The organism is Lacinutrix sp. MEBiC02595 (genome assembly GCF_053601555.1).
On the sequence record NZ_JBSHNU010000158.1, the window covers coordinates 16068 to 41318 of the forward strand.

At 33.2% G+C, this 25251-nt stretch carries 20 protein-coding genes and 1 pseudogene; 11 read left to right on the plus strand and 10 right to left on the minus strand.

Annotated elements, in window-relative coordinates:
- Positions 1–6: 6 nt before the first annotated feature.
- Both ACVCZW_RS02950 and ACVCZW_RS02955 read right to left on the minus strand, forming a co-directional pair.
- Positions 7–792 carry a hypothetical protein gene (locus ACVCZW_RS02950; RefSeq protein ID WP_452227993.1) on the minus strand — a complete coding sequence of 262 codons (786 nt, stop codon included), beginning with the start codon at positions 790–792 and terminating at the stop codon, positions 7–9.
- 48 nt (positions 793–840) lie between these two features.
- Positions 841–999 carry a YqaE/Pmp3 family membrane protein gene (locus tag ACVCZW_RS02955; RefSeq protein WP_303421848.1) on the minus strand — a complete coding sequence of 53 codons (159 nt, stop codon included), beginning with the start codon at positions 997–999 and terminating at the stop codon, positions 841–843.
- 230 nt (positions 1000–1229) lie between these two features.
- Between ACVCZW_RS02955 and lysS the strand changes: the two genes are divergently transcribed.
- Both lysS and ACVCZW_RS02965 read left to right on the plus strand, forming a co-directional pair.
- Positions 1230–2924, plus strand: a complete 1695-nt coding sequence (lysS, locus tag ACVCZW_RS02960) for a lysine--tRNA ligase (protein WP_452227994.1) — start codon at positions 1230–1232, stop codon at positions 2922–2924.
- Positions 2925–3103: 179 nt separating this feature from the next.
- Positions 3104–4831 carry a T9SS type B sorting domain-containing protein gene (locus ACVCZW_RS02965; RefSeq protein WP_452231612.1) on the plus strand — a complete coding sequence of 576 codons (1728 nt, stop codon included), beginning with the start codon at positions 3104–3106 and terminating at the stop codon, positions 4829–4831.
- Between the two features lie 22 nt (positions 4832–4853).
- On the opposite strand, the gene ACVCZW_RS02970 is transcribed toward ACVCZW_RS02965, so the two are convergent.
- On the minus strand, positions 4854–5804 hold the full coding sequence (locus tag ACVCZW_RS02970) for a winged helix-turn-helix domain-containing protein (RefSeq protein WP_452231613.1): 951 nt from the start codon (positions 5802–5804) through the stop codon (positions 4854–4856).
- 55 nt (positions 5805–5859) lie between these two features.
- Here ACVCZW_RS02970 and ACVCZW_RS02975 point away from each other — a divergent pair, with 55 nt between their 5' ends.
- The 5 genes and pseudogenes from ACVCZW_RS02975 to ACVCZW_RS02995 all read left to right on the plus strand — a co-directional run bounded on the left by ACVCZW_RS02975 (position 5860) and on the right by ACVCZW_RS02995 (position 10582).
- Positions 5860–6729, plus strand: a complete 870-nt coding sequence (locus ACVCZW_RS02975; protein ID WP_452231614.1) for an energy transducer TonB — start codon at positions 5860–5862, stop codon at positions 6727–6729.
- A gap of 155 nt (positions 6730–6884) precedes the next feature.
- Positions 6885–7409 (plus strand): YceI family protein, encoded by a 525-nt coding sequence (locus ACVCZW_RS02980; protein ID WP_452227998.1) that lies wholly within the window; start codon positions 6885–6887, stop codon positions 7407–7409.
- Positions 7410–7768: 359 nt separating this feature from the next.
- Positions 7769–7939 (plus strand): annotated as a pseudogene (locus ACVCZW_RS02985) (YceI family protein); the annotation flags it as partial.
- 128 nt (positions 7940–8067) lie between these two features.
- Positions 8068–9225, plus strand: coding sequence for a M20/M25/M40 family metallo-hydrolase (locus ACVCZW_RS02990; protein WP_452231615.1), 1158 nt, complete (start codon positions 8068–8070; stop codon positions 9223–9225).
- 115 nt (positions 9226–9340) lie between these two features.
- Entirely contained in the window at positions 9341–10582 is a 1242-nt protein-coding gene (locus tag ACVCZW_RS02995; RefSeq protein WP_452228000.1) for a fibronectin type III domain-containing protein, read from the plus strand.
- Between the two features lie 84 nt (positions 10583–10666).
- On the opposite strand, the gene ACVCZW_RS03000 is transcribed toward ACVCZW_RS02995, so the two are convergent.
- From ACVCZW_RS03000 to yiaA, 4 genes are all read right to left on the minus strand, one after another.
- The gene (locus ACVCZW_RS03000; RefSeq protein WP_452231616.1) at positions 10667–12319 is read right to left on the minus strand and encodes a dipeptidyl-peptidase 3 family protein; all 1653 of its coding nucleotides are present in this window, start codon (positions 12317–12319) and stop codon (positions 10667–10669) included.
- A gap of 45 nt (positions 12320–12364) precedes the next feature.
- Entirely contained in the window at positions 12365–12922 is a 558-nt protein-coding gene (locus ACVCZW_RS03005) for a GDYXXLXY domain-containing protein (protein WP_452231617.1), read from the minus strand.
- A gap of 7 nt (positions 12923–12929) precedes the next feature.
- Positions 12930–14210, minus strand: a complete 1281-nt coding sequence (locus tag ACVCZW_RS03010) for a DUF2157 domain-containing protein (RefSeq protein ID WP_452231618.1) — start codon at positions 14208–14210, stop codon at positions 12930–12932.
- A 108-nt stretch (positions 14211–14318) separates the two neighbouring features.
- Positions 14319–14804 (minus strand): inner membrane protein YiaA, encoded by a 486-nt coding sequence (gene yiaA, locus ACVCZW_RS03015; protein WP_452231619.1) that lies wholly within the window; start codon positions 14802–14804, stop codon positions 14319–14321.
- Between the two features lie 153 nt (positions 14805–14957).
- Between yiaA and ACVCZW_RS03020 the strand changes: the two genes are divergently transcribed.
- Together ACVCZW_RS03020 and ACVCZW_RS03025 are read left to right on the plus strand one after the other, a co-directional pair.
- Positions 14958–16469: a hypothetical protein gene (locus tag ACVCZW_RS03020; protein ID WP_452231620.1), complete on the plus strand. Its 1512-nt coding sequence runs from the start codon at positions 14958–14960 to the stop codon at positions 16467–16469.
- A 78-nt stretch (positions 16470–16547) separates the two neighbouring features.
- Positions 16548–16991 carry a hypothetical protein gene (locus ACVCZW_RS03025; RefSeq protein WP_452228006.1) on the plus strand — a complete coding sequence of 148 codons (444 nt, stop codon included), beginning with the start codon at positions 16548–16550 and terminating at the stop codon, positions 16989–16991.
- A gap of 66 nt (positions 16992–17057) precedes the next feature.
- On the opposite strand, the gene hemL is transcribed toward ACVCZW_RS03025, so the two are convergent.
- The 3 genes from hemL to ACVCZW_RS03040 are packed head-to-tail and all read right to left on the minus strand — an operon-like array spanning position 17058 to position 20041.
- Entirely contained in the window at positions 17058–18344 is a 1287-nt protein-coding gene (gene hemL / locus ACVCZW_RS03030) for a glutamate-1-semialdehyde 2,1-aminomutase (protein ID WP_452228007.1), read from the minus strand.
- Between the two features lie 5 nt (positions 18345–18349).
- A complete protein-coding gene (locus ACVCZW_RS03035) occupies positions 18350–19147 on the minus strand; it encodes a glucosaminidase domain-containing protein (RefSeq protein WP_452228008.1) in 798 nt (265 codons plus the stop codon).
- Positions 19148–19150: 3 nt separating this feature from the next.
- Positions 19151–20041 (minus strand): 1-aminocyclopropane-1-carboxylate deaminase/D-cysteine desulfhydrase, encoded by an 891-nt coding sequence (locus tag ACVCZW_RS03040; protein WP_452231621.1) that lies wholly within the window; start codon positions 20039–20041, stop codon positions 19151–19153.
- A 192-nt stretch (positions 20042–20233) separates the two neighbouring features.
- On the opposite strand from ACVCZW_RS03040, the gene ACVCZW_RS03045 reads away from it, so the two are divergent.
- The gene (locus ACVCZW_RS03045; protein WP_452231622.1) at positions 20234–24709 is read left to right on the plus strand and encodes a T9SS type A sorting domain-containing protein; all 4476 of its coding nucleotides are present in this window, start codon (positions 20234–20236) and stop codon (positions 24707–24709) included.
- Between the two features lie 367 nt (positions 24710–25076).
- Positions 25077–25250, plus strand: coding sequence for a DUF5522 domain-containing protein (locus tag ACVCZW_RS03050; protein WP_452228011.1), 174 nt, complete (start codon positions 25077–25079; stop codon positions 25248–25250).
- The last annotated feature ends 1 nt before the right edge of the window (position 25251 follow it).

A 25251-nucleotide genomic window follows, 5' to 3' on the forward strand; every position in this document is an offset into this window, starting at 1 on the left:
TTCTAATTAATCTACTAATTTTACGTCTAAAGCCATCTTTTCTGGTGCCTTTATCATATCGATAAAATTCATTTTTAAAGTAACCGATTTTTTATCGTCGCTAATCACGGCGTTTTTATTAGTTACCGACTTTATTTCTTTTGGAAAGGTATACACTAAGGTATAACTCATTGCATCAAAGACCTCTTTAGAATCTCCCATTTCGCTTATTTCAGCATCCAAAGCTTCCAGATCTTCGGGCGCAATTTCATAATCTTCTTTTATAAATCGAGAAAATGTTTTCCCATCATAGCTAAAGTCTACATATTCAAAAATACTTTCTGAAGCTTTAGTAATTGCGCTCTCTCCCATTTTACCAAATTGCGAATTATTTTCCGAATTCATTTTTTTAGCTTCTTCAATTTTTTCTAAAGCTTCTGGTAAATTTTTCAGATTCGTAAATGTAGAACCAAATCCCATATCGAAAACACCTGCTTCTTCATCCATTTTCATTTTTATGACAATGTTTTCCAAGTTTTTTAATTTCGCTTGTTCTTCTGCAGATAAAGTAGCGATACTATCGGCTTTTTCTACCAACATATCTTTAAAGTACATGACGCTATCTAGCTTGATTTTCTCTTTACCATCGTCATTTTTACCGCCACCCATTTCTTCCATGGTTTTCATCACTTCACTCATATCATAACGCATGACAAATTCTCCAGAACCATCTGGATTAAAGCTTATTTCTTCGGTAAAATTACAACTGGTTAATAAAAAAACGCTTGCAATTGCTAGTAAAAATTGTTTCATTCTTAAGGTTTATAAAGTTCATTAATTAATAAAACAAAGGTACGTATTTTATCTTTCTGGATTGTTTAAAATAACGAGTGCTGCTATAACGCCTGGCACCCAGCCGCAAAGCCACAATAGAAAAACAATTAATATAGATCCACAGCCTTTACCTATTACAGATAATGGTGGACATAAAATGGCAAGTAAGACTCTCCAAAAACTCATGTGATTTGATTTAATTGATTGATGTACATATTGGACGCAAGTGTTTCTGTTTTGTTACACTTTGCAATAGCGATAGTAGTGGCATCCTTTTGCTTTTCGCAAAAGATATAACGAATAGCGCAGCCCTCTGAAGCTTTTTTTTTAAGCGAAAGAGGGATTGCCCAAAAAACCATTTTCTAATTACTAGCTTTAATGTATCTTTGTGGCTTCTTAAAAAACATAAAATTAACATGTCGCAATTATCGGAACAAGAATTAGTACGAAGAGATAAGTTAGCCAAATTACGCGAATTAGGCATTAACCCATATCCTGCAGATTTATACCCTTTAACCCATCTTTCTAGTAAGATAAAGAAGGATTTTAAAGAAGGAGAAAAAGTAAATATTGCCGGACGATTAATGTCCAGACGTATTCAAGGTAATGCGAGTTTTGCAGAGCTTCAAGATAGTGAAGGCAGAATACAAGTATATTTTAATAGAGATGAAATTTGTGCTGGTGAAGACAAAACCAAGTACAATGATGTATATAAAAAATTACTAGATATTGGTGATTTTATTGGTATTGAAGGTGAATTATTCACTACTAAAGTGGGACAAAAAAGTGTTCGAGTTACCAACTTTACACTTTTAAGTAAAGCGTTAAAGCCGTTACCATTACCAAAGGAAGATGCAGAAGGAAATTTACACGATGCATTTAACGATCCGGAATTACGTTACAGACAACGTTATGCCGATTTAGTGGTAAACCCGAAAGTAAAAGAGGTTTTTGTAAAAAGAACCAAACTTTTTAATGCGATGCGTTCTTTCTTTAATGACGCTGGATATTTTGAAGTAGAAACGCCAATCTTACAACCAATTCCTGGTGGAGCAGCTGCACGTCCTTTTACTACGCATCACAACTCTTTAGACATTCCGTTATACATGCGAATTGCTAATGAGTTATACCTAAAACGTTTAATTGTTGGTGGTTTTGATGGTGTGTATGAGTTTTCTAAAAACTTTAGAAACGAAGGAATGGACCGAACGCACAATCCGGAATTTACCGCAATGGAAATTTATGTGTCTTATAAAGATTACAACTGGATGATGGATTTCTGTGAGCAGTTATTAGAATATTGCGCAATAGCAGTAAACGGAACTTCAAAAGCTACTTTTGGAGAACATGAAATAGACTTTAAAGCGCCTTATGCTAGAGTAACGATGGCCGATTCTATAAAACATTTTACTGGTTTTGATATTTCAGATAAAAGTGAAGATGCAATTAGAGAAGCTGCAAAAGGAATGGGAATTGCTGTAGATGCAACCATGGGAAAAGGAAAGCTTATTGATGAAATTTTTGGTGAAAAGTGTGAAGGTAACTATATACAGCCAACCTATATTACAGACTACCCAAAAGAGATGAGTCCGTTATGTAAAGAACATAGAGATAATCCGGAATTAACGGAACGTTTTGAATTAATGGTTTGTGGTAAAGAAATTGCAAATGCGTATTCCGAATTAAATGATCCAATAGACCAACGCGAACGTTTTGAACACCAATTAAAATTAGCTGCAAAAGGAGATGATGAAGCTACCGAATTTATTGATCATGACTTTTTACGTGCTTTAGAATATGGTATGCCTCCAACTTCTGGAATGGGAATTGGTATGGATCGATTAATCATGTTTTTAACCAATAACCAAAGTATTCAGGAAGTTTTATTCTTTCCGCAAATGCGACCAGAGAAAAAAGCATTAGCAATTAGCGAGGAAGCAAAAGATGTTTTAAAAATATTAAAAGGGGAAGAAAAACTAGCACTTAACGATTTAAAAGGGAAATCTGGTTTATCAAATAAAAAATGGGATAAAACGATAAAAGAACTTACTAAAAACAATCTTGCCAAAGTGGAGAAGACAGAGGAAGGTTTGTTTGTGGAAATCGTATAATTATGTCATTACGAAGGAGAGTAATGACGGAAGTAATCTGTTTCTAAATAATGAGATTGCTGTGTTACACTCGCAATGACAGTACTATTAAAAAAAGGAATTACAGAAATGTGGTTCCTTTTTTTTTTGTAGCCTTTTTTTTATATTTAATTCTTTATATTTATAGCAAAAAGATACTATTGAGAAATAAGCGATACTCCTATTTATTTGTTTTTCTATTTTTCTTTTTCGAGTTTAGTTTTTGCCAAGTAGAAGCTGTAATTATAGATAATGAAGGCTGGGCAAAAGGTAATTACATAGAAATTGGAATTGGAAGACCTGGAAGTTTTGGTGCGAGAACAGCAAATAAACCTTCCAGTTTTCACGAAAACAGAGAATACCTAACCAAGAAGTTTGGGTTTATCGCGAATCCGCAAAAAGATAATTGGATAGATTATGATGGTGATTTTTTTACACCTGGAATAGCGGAAGAAGGATTTACACTAGAAATAAATGGTGTAAATTACAGCAACAACTCGAATCCTAGAAATATTTCTTTTGATATTCAAGGAAAAGTAAGTAGTGCTACTACGATACTTTCCAGCTGCTACTCCGATTATTCACAACTCCTTTGGGAAGGAGAAATAGAAAATCTGCAGGTTAGAAGGTTTTATAATATTACATCGGACGGACTCTTTATTAAAATGTCCACCATTATTTATAATGCATCTTCGGAAACAAAACGAAACCTTTTTTTTATGCATAGTGTAGATCCTGACAACAATCAGGTTATCTTAAACCCGTATGAATATGATACCGATTTAGAAATAATATCCCAAGGATATTCTACGAGTAACATTAGCTTAGTTAGTGCTTCGCAACCAGCAAGTTTCCATGTAAACGACTTAGGAATCATGGACGATTCTGATGGATCTGTGGTTAGTTTTTATGCTTTAGATAGTAGATCGAGAGTTAGTTATGGTGGTTTTTTTAATCGCATGGCTTCCGAAGTTTGGAATGGCTATGCATTTACTACCGCAGAAGGTAGTACTTCGACACAAGTAGACGAAGCTATTTCTATCGCTTTCAATCTCGGAAATATTGCGCCAGACGAAACTGCCGTATTTACGTATTATTACATTCTAGAAGAACTGGATGTAAGTTTTGATCCGCCACCAGTTATAAATATTTCGCATATAAACCCACTTCCATGCGAACCGGATACTGGTCAAATTATAGCGGTTGGTTTAGACCCCAATCAAAACTATACAATTGAATATACCTTTAATGGATCGCCAAGCACTCCCGAAATTTATACTACAGACACTAATGGAAGTATTACCCTTAGCAGCTTAGCTTCTGGTTTGTATTCTAATTTCACTTTCACAGATGCTATTTGCGCAAACGAAATTGAGACCCAAATAGAGATTTTAAGTAGCTTCACTCCTTTTGATGCTACTTTAAAAGTGACTTCTCCATTATTTGCTGTAAGCAATGCTGTAGAAATTATTGTTGTTGGAGATGGCGAATTTGAATTCCGTTTGGATGAAGGCGAATATCAAACCTCTAATAGTTTCAGTAATATTGGTCAAGGTCTGCACCATTTTTATATCCGTAATAATTTGGACTGCCATGAAATTATTCTGGAGAAACTCTTTTTTAATTACCCGAGTTTCTTCACACCAAATGGAGATACTATACACGATTATTGGCACATTGAAAGTGCCGATTCCCTTCAAGTTTTAAAAGTTTCTATATATGATAGATACGGCAAATTATTAAAACAAATTGGTACTAATAGCCATGGATGGGATGGCACTTTTAATGGTGATTTGGTTCCAACCGACGACTATTGGTTTACACTTCATTATTTGGATGATGAAAACGAAGAAAGAATATTTAATGGACATTTCACATTAAAGCGTTAAAATAGCCTAGTAGTTTATATTTCTAATTCACCTCCAACTTATAACCAACGCCATGCACATTAATTATTTTAATAGAAGCATCGTCTTTTAACTTATTTCTAAGTTTAGAAATATAGGTATCTAAACTTCTACCAACGATAACCCCTTTGTCTTCCCAAACTTTTTTAGTTAGCTCTTCTCGTTTAATAACTTGATTGGGTTGTGCTACAAAAAGCGCTAGTAATTCACATTCTTTTTTAGATAGGCTAATTTCGGTAGCTTCTTTTATTAATTTGTTTTGTTCTGGATAAAACTGAAACCTTCCTAAAGCGGTAAACTCGACAGCTTCTGTTTCGATGGTTTGTTTCGATCTTCTCTTGTACGAAAACAGCACAAGCAGTACTAGAAACACTAAAAAAAGAATATATAGAATTTTGGTTTGGGTTTTATTTCGCTCGGTGATTTCTATAAACTTTACCGTAACTTGATAGCATCCTTTTTTTAATTCTCTTCCGCGACAAGGTATAATCCCTTTCTCGGTGTTTTTCTGCATGACATAACTATAGGCAACTTCAAAATCTTCGCATTGTGTGACTTCGGTAATATAATGTTGTGGTAAATCTGCTTTTTCAAAACTACGTTTAATAATAGACACCAAACTATCTGGTTGAATGCTTAAGGTATTTTCAAAAGTTACTTGAAATTTATTTACCTCTAAAGCAATTACAGGACTAACCACAGAAGTAGTATCTCCATTAGTCAGTAATAATTGATGTCCGACTTCACGCAAAGACACTTTTACGAGTTCCGGAAAGTGCTCATTAGTATCTTTATTACAAGATAAAATGCATATAAAAAGTGCGCATAAAGAAAAACGCCTCCATAAAAGTGTAATCGTATTATTCATAATCATTGGTAAATAACATACAATTTGATGACTTTTTACAATAGTTGACACTTCTTTTACATTCTTTTGACATTTTCCATATATCAATCTTCTAGTTTTACAATAGTTTAAAAGCATCACTTAATTATTAAATCTATATACTATGAAAAAGAGCATCCTTATTTTATGTGCCGTATTAATTACTTTTAGCCTCACCGCTTTTGGAGTAATAAACTGGCAAGAGGTTAAAACAGAAAAATCAAAAATTTTAGAAAGCAAGAAAGTTGCTATTCATACAACAACGGTAGAAAAGGCAAATCCCGATGCTAATTATGCACCAATGTTTGGTCCTATATTAACCAGTTATACAGAAGAAGAGAATCTATATGAAGGTTACAATTACAATTTCGGACCAAGATTTGGAGCTTTTAAAAAAAGCAAATTAGTAGGAGCAAAATCTATTGAAGATTTTTTTAAATGGGAAGAATTACAATCCGTAAACACTATTAAATCTATTGAAATTGTTATCGTTGAAAACGATATTCAAACAGAAAAACGTATCATTGGTTATAGTAATATGTTAACAGAAGCACAATTACAACTTTTGAAATCGTTGGATTACGCGTCACATTTTATTATAAAACTAGAATATCTCAAAAAGAATAAAACGACTGGAGTATTAGAAGATACCAATAGCGCTCCACACTTAACAATTGTTCCAGAAAAACAAGCTACATACAGTGAAGGCAGGAAAGCTTTTATGAAATTTTTTGTTGAAAACAGTAAAGAAGCTAGAACGAAAGCCGATGTGGATCAAAAGAAATTACAACCAGCTATGCTATATTTTATAGTCACAAAAGAAGGAATGATTAAAGATGTGAAGTTGGACAGGTCATCAAATTATCCGTTAATAGATGAAACAATGCTACAATTAATTAATAATTTACCAGGAACATGGAAACCTGCTGAAAACGAAAAAGGAGAAAAAATGGAACAAGAACTGGTAGTCTCTTTTGGATTAATGGGTTGCTAATCACAATACAATCTATTTTTAAAGGTAAAACACATTCAAAAAACAAACAGTAAAATATAAATACAAAAGGAGTTACAGAAATGTAGTTCCTTTTTTTTTGTTATATTTAATTATAATTTCTCCCTAAGCAACAACTAGAATTAAAACTTTTAAAAATGAAAAAGTTATCCCTTTTACTAGTGCTTATATTTATATATCCTATTGTTGGTATAGCACAAAACGTAAACTCAGAAAAATCTGTAGTTGATTTTAAAATCAACAATTTAGTCTTTAATAATGTTAAAGGTACTTTTAAAGAAATGTCTGGAACCTTAGATATAGATACCGAAGACTTAAGCGCTTCCACCATTAATGTTTGTATTGCTGCAAAAACGGTAGACACAGAAAACGAAGAAAGAGATACACATTTACGTTCGGAAGATTTCTTTTATGTAGCTAATAATCCAACCATCTGTTTTACATCTTCTAACATTAAAAGAGCAGAAGCTGGTTATACAACCACAGGAAAACTCACCATGTTAGGTGTTACGCGAGAGGTTAGTATTCCGTTTACGTATAAAAACAAGACGTTTGTTGGCGAATTTAAAATAAATAGAACCGACTATCATCTTGCTGAAAATCAAAACCCTTTCGTTATTGGCACCATGGTAAAACTTAAAATTACTTGTGTTGTTAATTAAAGTTACCATCTATATAAGACATTGAAATTATGGTGATTTTAATTCGATTGTTATTAGGAAACACATAGAAAACATAAAAAAAAACGCCCTTTTTATTCGCCTTATTTTTCTTAACCAATTATTCTACTACACAAGCCCAGCAAACTATAAACCAAGAAAAATCTAAAATCAACTTTCATATTACTGGAAGAGGAATTTTAGAATAAAAGAAACTTTTACAGGCATGCAAGGCGATTTTGATTTAGACACTACTGCTTTAAAAATCCAAACTTTAATATTTGTATCGATGCAGCTACAGTAAATACAGAAAATAATAAAAGAGATACCCATTTAAGTAGTCCTGTTTTTTTTTTGAAGTAGAGAAATATCCTCAGATTTGTTTTGAATCTTCCTCCATCACAAAAACGACAAGCGATTATGTCACCACAGGGAATCTTACGATTCATGGAGTTACCAAAGAAGTTGAAATTCCGTTTGCATTTTCAAAAAACACCTTTGTCGGCGATTTAGTAATAAATAGATTGACGTAGAATATAGGTACAGATTTTGGAAGTTTACAAGTTGGAGCAGATGCAACAGAGATCATAACTTGCGTACTTAATTAAAAACGGAAACTAATCTTAATAAATTATTATACTTTAGCTTAAAATTAATTTTGATGAAACCTACCATTACAAAAACGATATTCTTATTTTTTTTAAGCCTTACAACCTATGCACAGACCTACAACAGCTATTACCAAAGTGTTGTAGATAATGTTTCGGCATCCAACATACTTACAGACCTCACTAGTTTTGAAAGTTTTGGAGTAAAAGATGTTGGTTCTACCAATTTAACAGATGCAGAAAACTGGATTTCTTCGCGATACACTTCTTTAGGATATACAGATATCGTTTTACAACCTTTTACCTATTCTTCTGGAACAAGTAATAATATCATTATTACTAAAACAGGAACGGTCCATCCAAACACCTTTATCATTATTGATGCGCACTATGACACGATTAATGGCCCAGGAACTAATGACAATGGAAGTGGTACCGTTTTACTATTAGAAATAGCTCGATTATTAAAAGATATAAACACAGAGTACTCTATAAAATTTATACATTTTAGCGGAGAAGAAGATGGTTTAGTTGGTAGTAATTACTATGTAGACAATACCGTAAATATAGATAACTTAGATATTCATTTAGTTTTCAATATTGATCAAGTTGGAGGCGTTAGCGGAGCAACAAATAATACCATTACTTGCGAAGAAGATAGAAGTAATCCTCCTGCTAATAACAGTGCTTCTTCTGCAGTGACAACAATTTTAGCGAATTGCATAGAATTTTATTCTAGCCTAGATACACAAATATCTTATGCCTATGCATCCGATTATATTCCTTTTGAAAATAATGGCGAAATTATAACCGGTTTATATGAAACAAATGAATCAACACATCCACACTCTCCTACAGATACTTTAGCGAATATGGATCCTGCATTCTTAACCGAAGTCACCAAAGGTTCATTAGGTGCTTTATTAGAATTTGCTAGTTCCAACCCTTTAAGTATTAACGAAAATGAACAGGATACATTTAAGATATATCCAAATCCGAGTACAAATGGTCTGGTCCATCTTAATTTTTTAGATGAAAGCAGCATGAACAATTCCATAACTATTTATGATATTCTAGGAAAACAGGTGTACATAAAAACAAATTTACAAGCAACCGAAACAATAAATTTAAAGAAAATACAAAAAGGAGTGTATATAGTAGTTGTTAAAACGAACGAGAAAACAACGACAAAAAAAATCATACTTAATTAACATAATTACAACTTATTCACTTTTAAAAACGCCTATAAATTGAATTTATAGGCGTTTTTCATACATTTTAATATCCATTTCATTACTTTCACAACTGCTATTTAATTTACCAATCATGAAGAAAGTAATTTTCACCTTATTATTCGCATTTACATTAGTCTCTTGTTTTAATGATCTTGACGACGACTTTATTGCGCAATGCACCGCACCAACAAACATTCAAGTTAGTAATACAACGCATGAAAGTGCGACTATTACTTGGGAAGACAGTAATACTTCTGCCACCTATACTTTAGAATACGGCGTTTCTGGTTTTATACTAGGCTTAGGCGAAACCCTACAAGCTACAGAAACAACCGCAACTTTAGAAAACTTAGAAGCGAACACAACATACCATGTATATATACAATCTATTTGTAGCGATAATGCGAGTATGCAAACAGAAGTTGCAACCTTTACAACGACAGCTCCTGTTGTTATTCCGCAACTGCTAAACAATCTTTCCGAACTTCATATATTTTCTGGTACTCTTGAAGATTTAACACCAAGTGTTTATGCTTTTGAATATGATCTAACAACACCTTTATTTACAGATTATTCGCATAAACAACGCATAATTGCTTTGCCTTCCGGCGGAACTATGCAGTATGTAGATGATGGCCTACCAACATTTCCAGACAATACTGTTATTGCAAAAACATTCTACTATTTTAATGATGAACGGGATGAAACATTAGGAAAACGAATTATGGAAACTAGAATTTTAATTAAACAAAACGGTTCTTGGATAACCGGAAATTATAAATGGAATGACGCACAAACCGAAGCTACTTTAGATGTAGATGGAGGTGTTGTTGCTTACAGTTATGTAAATAATAGTGGAGACACAAAGAATTTGAATTACCAAATACCGTCTAGCACAGACTGTTCTACCTGCCATAGTAATAATGACAACATCGTACCGATTGGTCCAAAATTACGCACAATGAATTTTAACAACCAACTACAGGATTTTATAGATAACAATTATCTTTCTAATCTTGCAGATCCGTCAAGTGTATCTGTTTTACCAGATTGGGCGAATAGAGATGATTATAGTTTAATGGAAAGAACTAGAGCATACTTTGATGTAAACTGCGCACATTGCCATCAACCAGAAGGAAGTTGTTTCCCAGATTCTTCTCTAGATTTTAGATATGAGACTCCTTTTGGGGATACCGATATTTATACTTTTAGATATACCATTTTAGCTAGAACCCAAAATTATATTATAGATTATTCTATGCCTTTAATTGGTACAACAATCATACATGACGAAGGCTATGATTTAATTGAAGCGTTTGTAGATTCTTTATAATTACAATTTAAAAAAATGACAAAAAAAGGCTTTCGTTTTCACGAAAGCCTTTTTTTTTTCTATTTACTGTTTACTGTTTACTGTTTATAAACCCAATACTTCTTTCCCTTGTTCAAAAACAACATCTACAGGAATATTAGCAGCACTTAATCGATCTAAATCTGCTTGTAAATCGGAAGAAATAACGCCTTTATCTGCAACCAATTTAGCTACACCTTCATAATCTCCATTTCCTTGAAGCGTTAAAATAAGATTCGATAAATCTTTCATAGCTTCTTCCATTTTATCAAAATTCACCATAAAAGTACCATCTTCATTTCTTGTAAAAGCGCCTTTTTCTTTAAAGAAATTAAAACGAATCATATTTGCTTTTCCATGTGCAGAAGAAGCTCCAAAACGTACAGATCTAAAAATTCCTGCCATAAAGGTTACCATATTATCTTTTAAATCTTCCTTTAATTCACCTTTCGCATGTAATTGCTGAATCATATATAATCCAAGAATATCCGCTTTGCCTTCTTCTAATGCACTAGAATGTTCTTTTAAAGATTCTCGAACTGTTCCTTTACCATTAATTGTATTCTTAATTCCTAAACCATGCGCAACTTCATGAAACATGGTATTTGCAAAAAAGGCATCAAATGTAATATGCTTGCGTTGGCTTTCATCAATTAACACTTCCGATATTGGTAATAATATTTTATCAAACTTTGCTTGCATTGCATTTTTAAGTTGCAATCTTCTTGTTCCTTTTGCTAATTGTACTTCTTCGTCGTTTGGTAAATTTATTGCAATCGTTTTACTTCCTGAATTACAATCCCCTGCATAAAAAACAACATCATACGCATTTAAATCACTATCTGTTCCTGGAGTTTCTTTTTTATAAGCGGCATCTACAGGCAATCCTTTTTGAAGTTCTGGTAAATACGCTGAGAATTTTTCTAAACGTTTACTCCAAGCTTGATCCTTAATAAGTACATAACCTTCATGCGATGCTTTGTTTCCAAATAGTTGATCTTCGTAGGTTTCAATTGGACCGATAACAATATCTAGCGTATTTGTTTTCATATCCATCCAAGCTAAATCGCTTTTTTGGTAGTCGTCATTCAACATTGCTGCTGCACGTAATTCTAAATAGTTTTTTAATCCTGCATCATCTGCTAGTTTGGAAGCTTCTAATAATAATTCGGAAACCTCTTCTACTTCATGTTTAAATTTTTCGTGATATGGAATGGTAAATAATTTTCCGTTTTCATCCCGACGCACAAAATTATAAATACTAGATTTATCTTTCATGTCTGCAGCTTCAAACTCTTCTTTAGTCATGTCTTTCGGATAAAAATTTGCTCCTAAAGGTTTCGCGTCTATTCCTTTTACAAAGGATGCATTTCCATTTAATCTATCCCAAGGACCATAATTTATTTTTACATAACGTTTGGTGTCTTCATCGGAAATAGTATTTAACAAAGCATCACAATCTCCATATGCTTCATACCAAAACAAATCATTCATTTTATTGGCTGCATCTATTAAAATAGGAAGCATTTTTTGTTCGTTTTCGGTAAGCACACTTACATCTGCAGTAAGTTTTACAGATACATATTTACTTAAATTCTGTTCCATTTCTGATGGTTTTGCTGCTACAATTTCTTCTGTATTCGCGGTATCGTTCTTAGCATCCTTTTTACAAGAAATCACAAAAACAGGTATTAATAATAGAATTCCGAGTCGTTTCATTTTTATATCTAGATTAGTTTATATTCAAAGTTAGCCAATAATAATTTACTTTACCACATAATCTGAAATTGGAATGTCATTTATAAAAACATTATCTAATACAGAAGCGCCATCCTTAACAAAAACTAAAGCATAGGTATTATTAGGCAAGCTATCGCGCTGTGCATTTCTATGTGCAATTTCTGCATCTTTCGCCTTTGTTTCTTTCATATAAAAACGATCAAAAGGCAAATGAATACGCAGCACATCTTGGTACGTACTATAAGAACGAACCTTAGCTGTTATATAATCTGAATTTGTATCTAGCATCGTTTTACTTACTTGATCAATTTTTGCAAATCCTAAACTATCCGTTTTTAGATACACAAAAACATCTTGTTGACGCTCCCAAATAGAATCTTTTGTTGGATACGAATCTATCTCATAACGAAGCGTTATATATTTTCCTCGGAAAGGATCTGTGGGATCGATAGGCTGTGTTTTAAATTTATAAGCGGTACCATCTTCCAGCGTATTTTCTTGATTAAAAATCATTTGAGCAGGCACAAATAATTGTATAAGTGCTACTAAGACGAATAATATAAATAGGTGTATTGTTTTCATGTGTCCCTTATTTTTTAAGTATTTGTTTTTGCTTTTTAAGCATCCAATAATTGGTTATAAAAAATCCGAAACCAACGGCTACAAACAATAAACCTCTTACTACAAAAGACATGTTTGTATCAAAAAATCGACAAACGACTAAGCTTGTTATGATGAATAACCCATAATTTAAAACACCAAAATGAAATTGGTCTGCGCCTATTTTTATGGTTATTAATCCTAAGACAAATAATAAAGCATTCACCAAAATGGTTGGTATGGTTTCCGAAGAAAATCCGAAGAAAAAGAGCATGCTAAAAAAGACAAACACATATTGAAATAAATGAAACTCTTTAATCCATTTCTTATAATACGAATATCCGATAACAACAAGAGCTGCTAAAAATAAAGCGACTGCAATGTAAAACTCTTGTGAAAAGAAAACCACTTCTCGTATTAAATCTTCCCAAATCCATGAAAAACTCGTCCATAACAGAATGATAATTGTTCCTATAGAACCAATAATGATATATCCATTACGTCTTAATTGCTGGTTGTAGAAAAAAGGAATTTTACCAATATTATAGAACAATCCGAAAAGTAGGATATACAATAAGAAACCAATACTATAATTTGTTTCTACAAATGCGCCAAGAACAATCGTTGCACTTAATGGGATGAACCAATTAAAAATAGAGGTAATATTTGCTTTTGGGTTTTGTTTTAAAAGTTTCCAATAATGTGGCAATACCAAAACTAACAAAATAATATATAACCAAGGCGAATATCCTGATGGATAGCCATAACCACTTTCACAGGCATAATAGGTTGCAAAAATAATATGTAAGATTGCTAAAGTATGGGACTTAAGCAGATAAATGATTGGTAAACAAAGTACGATCCAAGTTAACAGAAAGCTACCTAAATCTCCTGGCAGATTATAAATCTGGCTTACCAAAGCGATACTAGCGCCAACGGCAAAAAAGAGAAAAGTTCCAGAGGCTTCTTTCCAGGTGCTACTTTTATTTTTAAAAATGGAATAGCCAACAAAAAGTTGTCCAATAACTAAAGGCAGAAAAGCAAATACCGTTTTAATAGCTCTTGAAAACTGGTCCCAATTGTGGGCTAGTATTAAAATAATACCTAACCCTATTAATAAAGATCCGAGTACGCCAAAAACAACAAACAGTTTATTTGGCACATCTTCTTGCTTTGATCTATAATACGATTCGATCTTAGAAGCAACTTCTTTAGAAATCACTTCATTTTTAATCAAATCTGGTAATTCTTTTATAAATTTTGATTGCATGACTTTAGAATTTAAAGTTTAAAGATAGTGATAGTTCTTTGGTTTAAAACCTCACAAAACGAATTGCGAGGCTTTGGGTTTATAAAAACCAATCATCAAAACAAAGTTTTAAATCTCTTCTGTTTCGCTATTATTATCTATAAATGCAACATCTCTTGTGTTTTTTTGTACTGCAATTGCGGCAAACAAACTCAATACAAAGGACATAGCATAAAAGCCTTTTTCACTAAGTTCTAAATCGGCATTCCACAAACCTACCACTAATAATGTAATAGATACAATAGTTGTAAACCAACTAATACTGTAATACATTTCGGTGACCTGAATATTTTCCATTTTGTCTCTAACTGCTTTTTGAACAGAAATAACAGAGAACAAACCAAATAGTAAAACGGTAAAGTAATAGCCTTTTTCGTTTAATTCCATACCTGCATTCCATAAACCTATGCAATAGGAAACTACGCCGACTAATAAAACAGACCAGGAAGCACCTATAAATGCATTGGTTGGTTTTTGATCGAATGCCTTTACTTCTTTTTTAATCTTCTTCTTGTTTTTTGTTTCATTTCCTGAAACGGTTGTTTGATAATCCATAATTTTTTGTTTTAAATGATTATTGGGACAAATATGTGATACTTCCGAAAAGCTTCAAACACAAAATTTTAATAATACTGACGATATTTTCATATAAAAAATAAACCTATTCATTATATTTAGTATATAAACTAAAATAATACTGACGATTAAATGACTAATTTAAACACGATTATTTCTACTTTTTCTTCCGAAGAACAGCAACGGTTCCTTATCTATCTAAAGAAAAAGAACAAAAGAAACGATATCAAAAACGTGGCTTTATTTCAGTTAATTGCGAAAAATCAGCTTTCGTCTGATGCTATTTTCACAACCTTGTACAACACATCAAACAAAAACGCATATCACGCCTTACGGAAAAGATTATACTTATCGATCATTGATTTTATTGCAAATACTAATTTGGAAGAAGAAAACTCCATAGACATGCAAATCATAAAATTCATTCTTGCTTCGCGAAACTTTTTTTTAATGAAAGAAGCCAAGGTTGCCTATCACATTTTAGACAAAGCAGAAACTCTTGCCACAGAGCATCATTTATTCGCGATACTAAATGAAATTTATAGTACAAAAATTCAATATGCGTATACAGACCCATCCTTAGATATGGAGCAACTGATTTCAAAATATAATAGCAATCAAAAAAAACACTATTTAGAAGATCAACTCAATATTGTGTATGCAAAAATCCGACAAGCATTGAATAACATTTCCTATAAAAAAGAAATTGTAGATTTTGAAACCTTATTAAATAACACTTTAGAAGAGCATCATATTAATATACATGATTCCATTTCTTTTAAATCCCTATACCAATTAATGCATATTGTTAGTATTTCGGCTTTTGTTACTAAAGACTATTTAAAAATTGAATCTTTCTTGATGAAAACTTACTCTATAATACAGCTTCGTAAAACCAATGAAAAAGAATTACGCTATCATATTCAAGTGGTGTATATGATTGCAAATGCGTTATTCCGAAATAAAAAATTCAAAGAATCGAAAGCACATTTAGAAGTCATGCACAATCTGATGCTTAACAATAAAAGAAAACATTATAACACCTTTATACTAAAACACGACTTACTTCTTGCTCTAAATTTAAACTACTCCAATAAACAAGAAGAAGCAATACCGTATTTAGAACCTTACTTGAACTCCAAACATACAGATACAGAAACGTTATTAGATATTCGATTAAGCTTAATTATGTTTTACATTCAAAACAAAGACCTAACCAAAGCAAAACAAGTTTTTTCTAAATTTTACCATACCGACAAATATTACATAGAAAAAGCAGGAATAGAATGGACTATTAAAAAAAATCTTACAGACATCTTACTACAAATAGAGCTTAACGACATTGACGTCGTAGAATCTAGAATGCTAAGCTTTAAAAGACAATACACAATCTATTTAAAAGAAATAAATCAGGAACGCGTGACTACGTATTTAAGTCTTGTTGAAAAATATTACAAACAACCAGAGATTATTACAACAGAAAAATTTAGGAATTTGGTGGAAGATTCTTTCGAATGGATTCCCGCAAAACAAGAAGATATTTTTGTAATTAGCTTTTACGCCTGGTTAAAAAGCAAGATGGAAAAAAGCGATTTATTGAAAACTACGCTAAGCCTAATTAAACAAGCACAATTAGTTAATTAGTTGTTAAAAACATTTTCGCTATTAAACCATTTCATTTTTTCAACGTCTTAGATACAAATAACAATAAAATTTAAACAGATGAAAAAATTATTAGTAATAGCATTAGCCTTAATAACTATACAAGTTAGTGCGCAAGAAAAAAGAGGAGAAAAAGGTAAAAAAGCAAATTTAGCTCCAGAAGAAATGGCACAATTACAAACCAAGAAAATGACTTTAGATTTAGATCTAACCGAAGCACAACAAAAAGAAGTAGGTGTCATTAATTTAGAAAATGCCAAAGCTAGAAAAGCACAAATGCAAGCTAGAAAAAGCAAAAAAGACTCGGAAGAAAAACCGAGTAAAGAAGAAAGGCTTAAAATGAAAAATGACAGATTAGATGCTCAAATTGCAACGAAGAAAAAAATGAAAAGCATTTTAAATGCAGATCAATATACTAAATGGGAATCTACGCAAGGCAAAAGGCATCATAAAAAAGGAAAAGGCAAAAAAGGAGAGCGTGACAGCAAACCTAATAAAGAGTAGTATAGTTAGTTTTTAGTTTTTTTTTAAAGCACCTTAAAAGAGAAATCTTTAAGGTGCTTTTATATTTTATAATGTTTTAGAAACTGCATCTACGGCAAGAATCGTTTTATCTAAATCGGCATAGGTTAACGCATCTGTAATAAACCAAGTCTCAAAAGCACTTGGCGCAATATAAACTCCTTGCTCTAACATACCATGAAAGAATTTCTTGAAGGTTTCGTTATTTCCTGCTGCCGAAGTTTCAAAATCCAATACTTCACCTTCCGCAAAATGTACAGAAACCATAGAACCTACTCTATTTATAGTGTGTATAATATTATTCTGTTTTAAAACCTGTGCAATCCCTTTATGAAGGTATTCCGTTTTTTCAGCTAGACGATTATAAATAACTACATCGCTATTTAATTCTTGTAACATTGCTAAACCAGCGGCCATCGCTAAAGGATTCCCACTTAAAGTTCCTGCTTGATACACAGGTCCAAGAGGCGCTAAATAACTCATAATTTCTTTATTAGCAGCAAATGCACCAACTGGTAATCCGCCACCAATTACTTTTCCAAAACAAACAATATCTGCTTTTACATCATATAGTTCTTGGGCTCCACCTTTTGCTAGTCGGAAACCCGTCATAACCTCATCAAAAACTAAAAGAATATGGTTCGCATCACAAAGCTTTCTTAACTCCTGTAAAAAATCATTCTTCGGAGGAATACATCCCATATTTCCTGCAACAGGCTCTAAAATAACGCAAGCTATTTCTCCTTTATTTGCTTCTACAATTTGGGCAACATTGGCGATATCATTGTAAACCGCAAGCAAAGTATCTTTGGCAGTACCTGCAGTAACTCCGGGACTATTTGGTGATCCAAAAGTAACGGCACCACTTCCTGCTTGTATTAAAAACGAATCACTATGTCCGTGATAACAACCTGCAAATTTTATAATTTTATCTTTTCCTGTAAAACCACGAGCAAGACGCACTGCACTCATGCAAGCTTCTGTTCCTGAATTCACAAAACGAATCATTTCTATATTTGGCACCATAGAAACCGCTAATTCTGCAATTTGCGTTTCAATCTCTGTTGGTGTTCCAAAAGAAGTTCCTTTTTTGGTTTTCTCTACAACTGCATCCACAACAGGTTGAAAAGCGTGACCAAGTATCATTGGTCCCCAAGAATTTATATAGTCTATATATTGGTTATTGTCTTCATCTATTAAGTAAGCTCCTTTTGCTTCTTTAATAAAAATTGGCGTTCCGCCTACTGCATTGAATGCTCTTACCGGAGAATTTACTCCTCCAGGAATCACTTTTTCTGCTTGCGCAAATAATGCGCTACTACGTGTATAGTTCATGAAATTTAATAATCTTTTGGCATTGGTTTTACAAAAAGCACCTGACCTACAAATAAGCCTGTACCTTCTAAACCATTTAATTCTTGAAGTTCTTTTACTGTAATTTTATGTTTTTTGGAAATAGAATATAATGTATCTCCTTTTGCTACGGTATGTTTATCATTATTATCTGCAGTTTTCCCTAATACTTCTGCATCAAATTTATGCAATTGATAACGTTCAATTAAACTAATTAATTTAGCTGGATATTTTCTATCTGTAGCATAACCCGCAGCGCGTAATCCTTTTGCCCAAGATTGGTAATCATCTTTCTCAAAATCAAACAGGCCACTATATCTTGTTCTTCCTGTTAAGAAAAGGGAATGATCTCTAAACGAATATTTAGAGTTATTATATTTACGGAAACATTCTTGTGACGCATCATCATCGTGATAAATTTTTGCTCCAGTCCAATCATGACATTTAATCCCGAAGTGATTATTAGCTTCTACAGAAAGTCTTCCTTTACCAGAAGCAGATTCTAAAATCCCTTGCGCCAAAGTAATACTAGCAGGAATACCGTATTTACGCATTTCATCTTGTGCTATATCACTATAAATAGCAACATATTCCTCGGTAGAATTCGCGTAAACTTCTGGAGTACCCGGCGTTACATCAGGTGTAGCTACATCTTCTTGTTCCGATTCTTTTTCCGTAGTTTTTACCACTACAGCTCGCTTATGTTTTTTAGGAGTCACTTTTTTACTTGACCCGCAACTAAACATAAACAGAGCGATACAGCTTACAATAATTAATTTCTTCATTTTCTATTCAATCAATGGTAAATTCTTCTTTTTTAAAACGGTATTCATTCCTTCAATACCTTGTAATCCTCCCGTATGGATCACTAATATTTTCGAATGCTTCGGAAAAAATCCTTTTGCTATTAAATCTTGAATACCAAATAGCATTTTCCCTGTATAAACAGGATCTAAAGGTATATTACTTTCCTTTTTAAAGGAATTAATAAACGCTATTAAGGTTGGATTTATTTTAGCATAACCTCCAAAATGATAATCCGTTATCAACTCCCAATTTGTTCTGGTGGTAAATTTACTAATTTCTTCTTGTAAAAAGTCTCCTTTTAACGCTGGAAATCCCAGAATTTTTTGATTTGAAGAGCTAGCATTAATAATCCCAGAAATAGTCCCTCCGGTTCCTACAGGACAACATATATAATCGTACACTTCATCGCCCTCTTTTAAAATTTCTTCACAACCTTTTACTGCTAGTGCGTTTGTTCCCCCTTCAGGAATTAAATAAAAATCGCCAAAAGCATCTTTTAATTCATCTAAGAACAAGTCAGATGTTTTACTTCTAAAAGCTTCTCGTGACACAAATTGAAACTGCATACCTTGCTGTTTAGCAAAGCTCAAAGTAGGATTATCGTTCACCTTATTCGCCAACTCTTCGCCGCGAATAACACCAACAGTATTAAAACCATATTCTTTTCCTACGGCTGCAACAGCAGCAATATGATTTGAAAAAGCGCCTCCAAAAGTCACTAAAGTAGTTTTGCTCTGGAGCTTAGCTTCTATGATATTATACTTCAGCTTACTTAATTTATTTCCAGAAACAAACGCATGATTTAAATAGGTTTTTCTTATAAAAACCTGATAATCAGTACCTGAATCAATTTTAACCGTTAAACTCTTCATTTAATCAATAAATTACCCAATATTCTCAATTAATATATTATTTTAGCTAAAGATGTTAATAGATTGAATTTAATTCAACAAAAACGTTAAATAGATTAAAATATTTCATCTTTCACAGATTCCCAAAATCTACAATTTTCTTTCTCTTATAATGTCTTTTTGACATAAACTTATGTTCCAAATTTAAAGTTTATGATGAAAAAATTACACTTTTTAATAGCTTTTATTTCTTTAAGTACTATTACCTACAGTCAGTGCCCATCTATCGCACAAAATGCTTGTTCTCAAGCTGCCCCAACTGTCATCAGTAATAGCATCACCTGTACTACACCAAATAACAATGGTGGTCGAAGAAACTTTCAAATAACAAATATGATAGCCGGTGCGACGTATAGAGTTTCTAATTGCGGTTCTGGACTAGACACCCAAATGACCATTAGAAATGCGGGCGGAGTTTCTGTTGCATATAATGATGATAATGGCCCAGCTTGTCTCGGGATTGCAGCATCTATTGATTTTACACCTCCTACAACAGGTAATTACAGAATTCAAGTAAACAAATATGACTGCGCTGCCACTCCAAATTCTTCAAATGGCGATATTGTAGTAACTTTAATTTCAAATGCTCCTGCCCCTGCAACAAATGATGAACCTTGCTCAGCAATTGCTTTAACCATTAACCCAGATTTTTCTTGTACAAGTACAGCGTTTGGTACAGTTGTAGGAGCTTCTAACTCTGGCATCAATGCTTGTTTAGGTACTGAAGACAATGATGTTTGGTATAGTTTTGTAGCTACTAACACAAGCCATTCTATAGATTTATTAAATATAACAGGAAGTACTACTGATATGGTTCATGGTGTTTATGGAGGATTTATTGCTCCTGATTGCAGTGTAGCAGTTGGTGATAATATTAGTTGCTCTGATTCTAATAATAACACTATTGGTGGATTAACAGTTGGTCAAACTTATTTTGTTCAAGTGTATACCTATTCCAATGGATCTGCAACTACAACTTTTGATATATGTATTGGCACACCACCTCCAGGACCTGTAAATGATGTTCCATGTGGAGCTGTAAGCTTAACAGTCAATCCAGATTACTCATGTACAAGTACAACTTCTGGAACTGTTGCCAGTGCTTCAAACTCTGGACTAAACCCTTGCTTTGGAACAGCTGATAATGACGTTTGGTACAGTTTCGTTGCTACTAATACTAGTCATACAGTAGATTTATTAAATATTTCTGGTTTCACAGATATGTATCATGCCGTTTATGGTGGCTTTATTGCTCCGGATTGCTCCGTTGCAGCAGCAGATAATATTAGTTGTTCAGACCCAAACTCTAGTACGGTTACTAGCCTTACTATTGGAAACACCTATTTTGTACAAGTTTATTCTTATTATAGTGGGTCTTCAACCGCAACTTTTGATGTATGTATTGGCACACCTCCTCCTCCAGCAAATAATGATGAGCCTTGTTCCGCAGATAGCTTATCAGTAAACCCCACTTGTATAGGTACAACAGGAACTGTTAATAGCGCAACCAATTCTGGTATAGATTCTTGTTTTGGCACACCAGACAATGATATTTGGTATAGCTTTGTGGCTACAGACCCAAGTCAAACAGTAAGTCTATTTAATATTTCTGGAAGCGATACGGATATGTATCATGCTATATATGGACCTTTTACACCGCCAGATTGTAGTGTTGCTGTTGCAGATAATATTTCCTGTAATGACGGAAATTCTACTGAATTAATAGGTTTAACAGTTGGTGCAACTTACTTTGCTCAAGTGTTTACATATTCTTCTGGCCCTGAAACTACATCTTTTGAAATTTGTATTACAGAGCCATGTACTAATTCAGACCCAATAAGTACATATCCAACACTATGTCCTACTACAATTATTGATGAACAGGGCAATAATCCGTTCAATCCATTAACATTAAACCCCAGTGCAAATCTAGATTGTAGTCTTCCTACAATTACTTTAGAAGTAAATTCTAACTTAAAAGAAACGACTAGTTACATAGTAGAACAAATAACATATCCAAATCCTGCTCCTAATTACGATTTTCCAATTCTTGGAAATGGAACGGCTCAACAAATTCCAACTGATGATATTTGGGCAAATACTAGAACTGATTTAGGATTCCCTTTTTGTTTCTATAACAACTCATATACTCAAACTTTAATTGGAGCTAATAGCATGATAACTTTCGATAATACTATTGCGCCAGGAAGTGCTAGTGGATATAGTTTTTCTAATAATCTTCCAAGTATAGCAAATAATTTGTTCGAGCAAACCATCTATGGCGTTTATCATGATATAAATCCCTTCCATTATTCAGGAGCAGGAGAACCAATTAAAAGTCGAACGATTGGTACAACTCCTTGCAGACAATTTCAAGTGTCTTGGCATGACGTCCCTATGTTTAGTGACAATTCAATTCTTTATACAGGTATGATTGTACTTCATGAAACTACAAACATCATAGAAGTATTCATAGAAGAGAAACGTATCGACGATGGAAATATCAACCCATGGAATGGAGGAAATGCCATCGTTGGTATTCAAGGAGATATTACACCTTTAGCTCCTAATAACCAATATTTAGCTGCACCATGTAGAAATGGTCTTGACACCAATTGGGAAACAACCAAAGAAGCATGGCGCTTTACTCCAGATGGAGCTGCATTAATTCCAAATAATGTTACTTGGTATTCAACAAGTAGTGGTGGAGTTGGCGGTACGTCTATAGGGTCAGGATCTACAATTACTGTGACTACACCTGATACATATTTTGCTGTATCAAATTACCCAACCTGCTCAGGCACCACTAATTTAACAGACGAAATCATTGTAAATCAATCTAGCAAAACGTGGATGGGTTATATAGATAATAACTGGTATGTAGATGGAAATTGGGAACCAAATGGAGTTCCAACTCCCAGCGATTGTGTTTTAATTCCTGATGTTGCTGTTTCAAATGTAGATGCACCAATTGCTGATATTATAAACTTAATACCACTACCTCCTCAAAATGCTTATGCTTTAAACTTAACAGTTGCTTCAACCGCAAGTCTTGAAATAGCTTCAGATACTGAGTTAGTTGTTACAGATTGGGTCCATACAGATGGAGTAATAAACATAAGAAATACTGGTAGCTTAATTCAAATTACAGATGGCGCTCCAAATTTTAATAATAACACTGGAACAGGCACCATCAACATGCAAAGAACTGCAAACATTGCTAGCCCTTACGACTATATTTATTGGTCCTCTCCTGTAGAAGGGTTTGGAGTATCTAATGTTTCCCCTGGATCTACTTTAATTTATGAATGGATTCCAACTATAGCAGGCAATGGCGTAGGAAACTTTGGTAATTGGCAAGCTACTACCGAGAACATGATAAATGGAAAGGGATACATTATTAGAAATGTAACCGGAACTCCTGCTCCTTCCACCCCAGAATTTGTTGGAAAACCTAACAATGGTGTAATTACCAAAGCAATAACAAGAGGAAATTACAATGGAACAGATTATACTGGTGGCGGGAATACCATTGCTACAAACCTAGATGATAACTGGAATTTAATTGGAAACCCATATCCTTCCGCTATTTCTGCAGACACTTTTATCGCTGTAAATGCAGCTGCAATTACGGATGATGTCGATCCTACAATTTCTGGAACCGTATATTTATGGAGACACCTAGTTACTCCTAGTAATGCCGTAAACGACCCTTTTTACGATGGCTTTGTTTATAATTATAACCCAAATGATTATGTAGCTTATAACAGTACTGGATCAAACCCAGCAGGATTTGGAGGAGATATTGCTGCTGGACAAGCCTTTTTTGTACTTATGGAGCATACCGCGCCTGCAAGTTCGAATGTAGTATTTAACAATACTATGCGCAGTGAAACTTTAATTAATAGTCAGTTTTACAGAACAGACACAGAACTTACTATAGATATTGAAAAAAATAGAATTTGGTTAGATTTAATTTCTCCAGACAATACTGCTAACTCAATTTTAGTAGGTTACGTGGAAGGAGCAACCAATGCACTGGATCGATTGTTTGATGGCTACGAATTAAGTGAAACCAGCACTCGCTTTTACTCTATAATGGATGACGAGGCATTTGCTATTCAAGGAAAAGCGCTTCCTTTTGATCATACAGATAGAGTGTCTTTAGGCGTTGAAATAAATGAAAACGGGAACTATTCGATTGCATTAAATGCCTTAGATGGTTTATTTACAGATAACAATCAGGCAATTTACATAGAAGATACCTATACCAATACCATACATAATTTACGTGTTAATCCATACAGTTTTAATATAGATGCAGGCATCTATAATGATAGATTCATATTAAGATATACAGATTACGCTTTAAGTATCGAGGATTATGAATTATCTGGATTAGAAATACTAGCCCCTAATAATTCCTTTATAAAAGTAAAATCAGGAAACAGTTCTATAAGCACTGTAATTGTTTATGATCTTTTAGGAAGAGTTCTAATTAACAAAACAGAAATTAATGCTTCAGAAATTAGCTTTAATAACTTTACATACTCGGAAGGAACTTATATGGTAAAAGCAGTACTTTCTAACGGAAAACAGAAAATTCAGAAAGTAGTTTTAAAACATTAATAATATTTTATAAAATTCCAAAAAGACCTTGATTTCAAATAATGGAGGTCTTTTTCATTTACATACGCTTCTCTTTCAAAGGAAATATTTCTATAGGCCTGCTGCCAATTTCGCCATCGAATAAACCGAACAATAAACTCCAAAAAATACAAGATATAAAAAGGAATAATCAACAATTCTAGCTGTTGTCTCAAATGAATTTTCTCGTGATTTAATAAAACAACATCCTCCTTTAAACTGCTATATTTTAAAAATATAAAAGGAAAAATAGCTATTCCCGTATATCCTTTGGGTACCATATATTTTGAAATAAAAATCATATTTTATACCGTTCAAAAATCAATCCAAATTACATTATATTTGTGATATGAAGAAATTTATACCTCTTGAAGAAGGCGATTACTACCTAACACCCGAAGGCTACAAATGTTTTACAGCGCAATACCATTTAAAACGGGGATACTGTTGCGAAAGTGGCTGCAGACATTGTCCTTACGGTTTTAACACGTCCACTTCCAGTAAAACAATAAATAAAAAGTAAA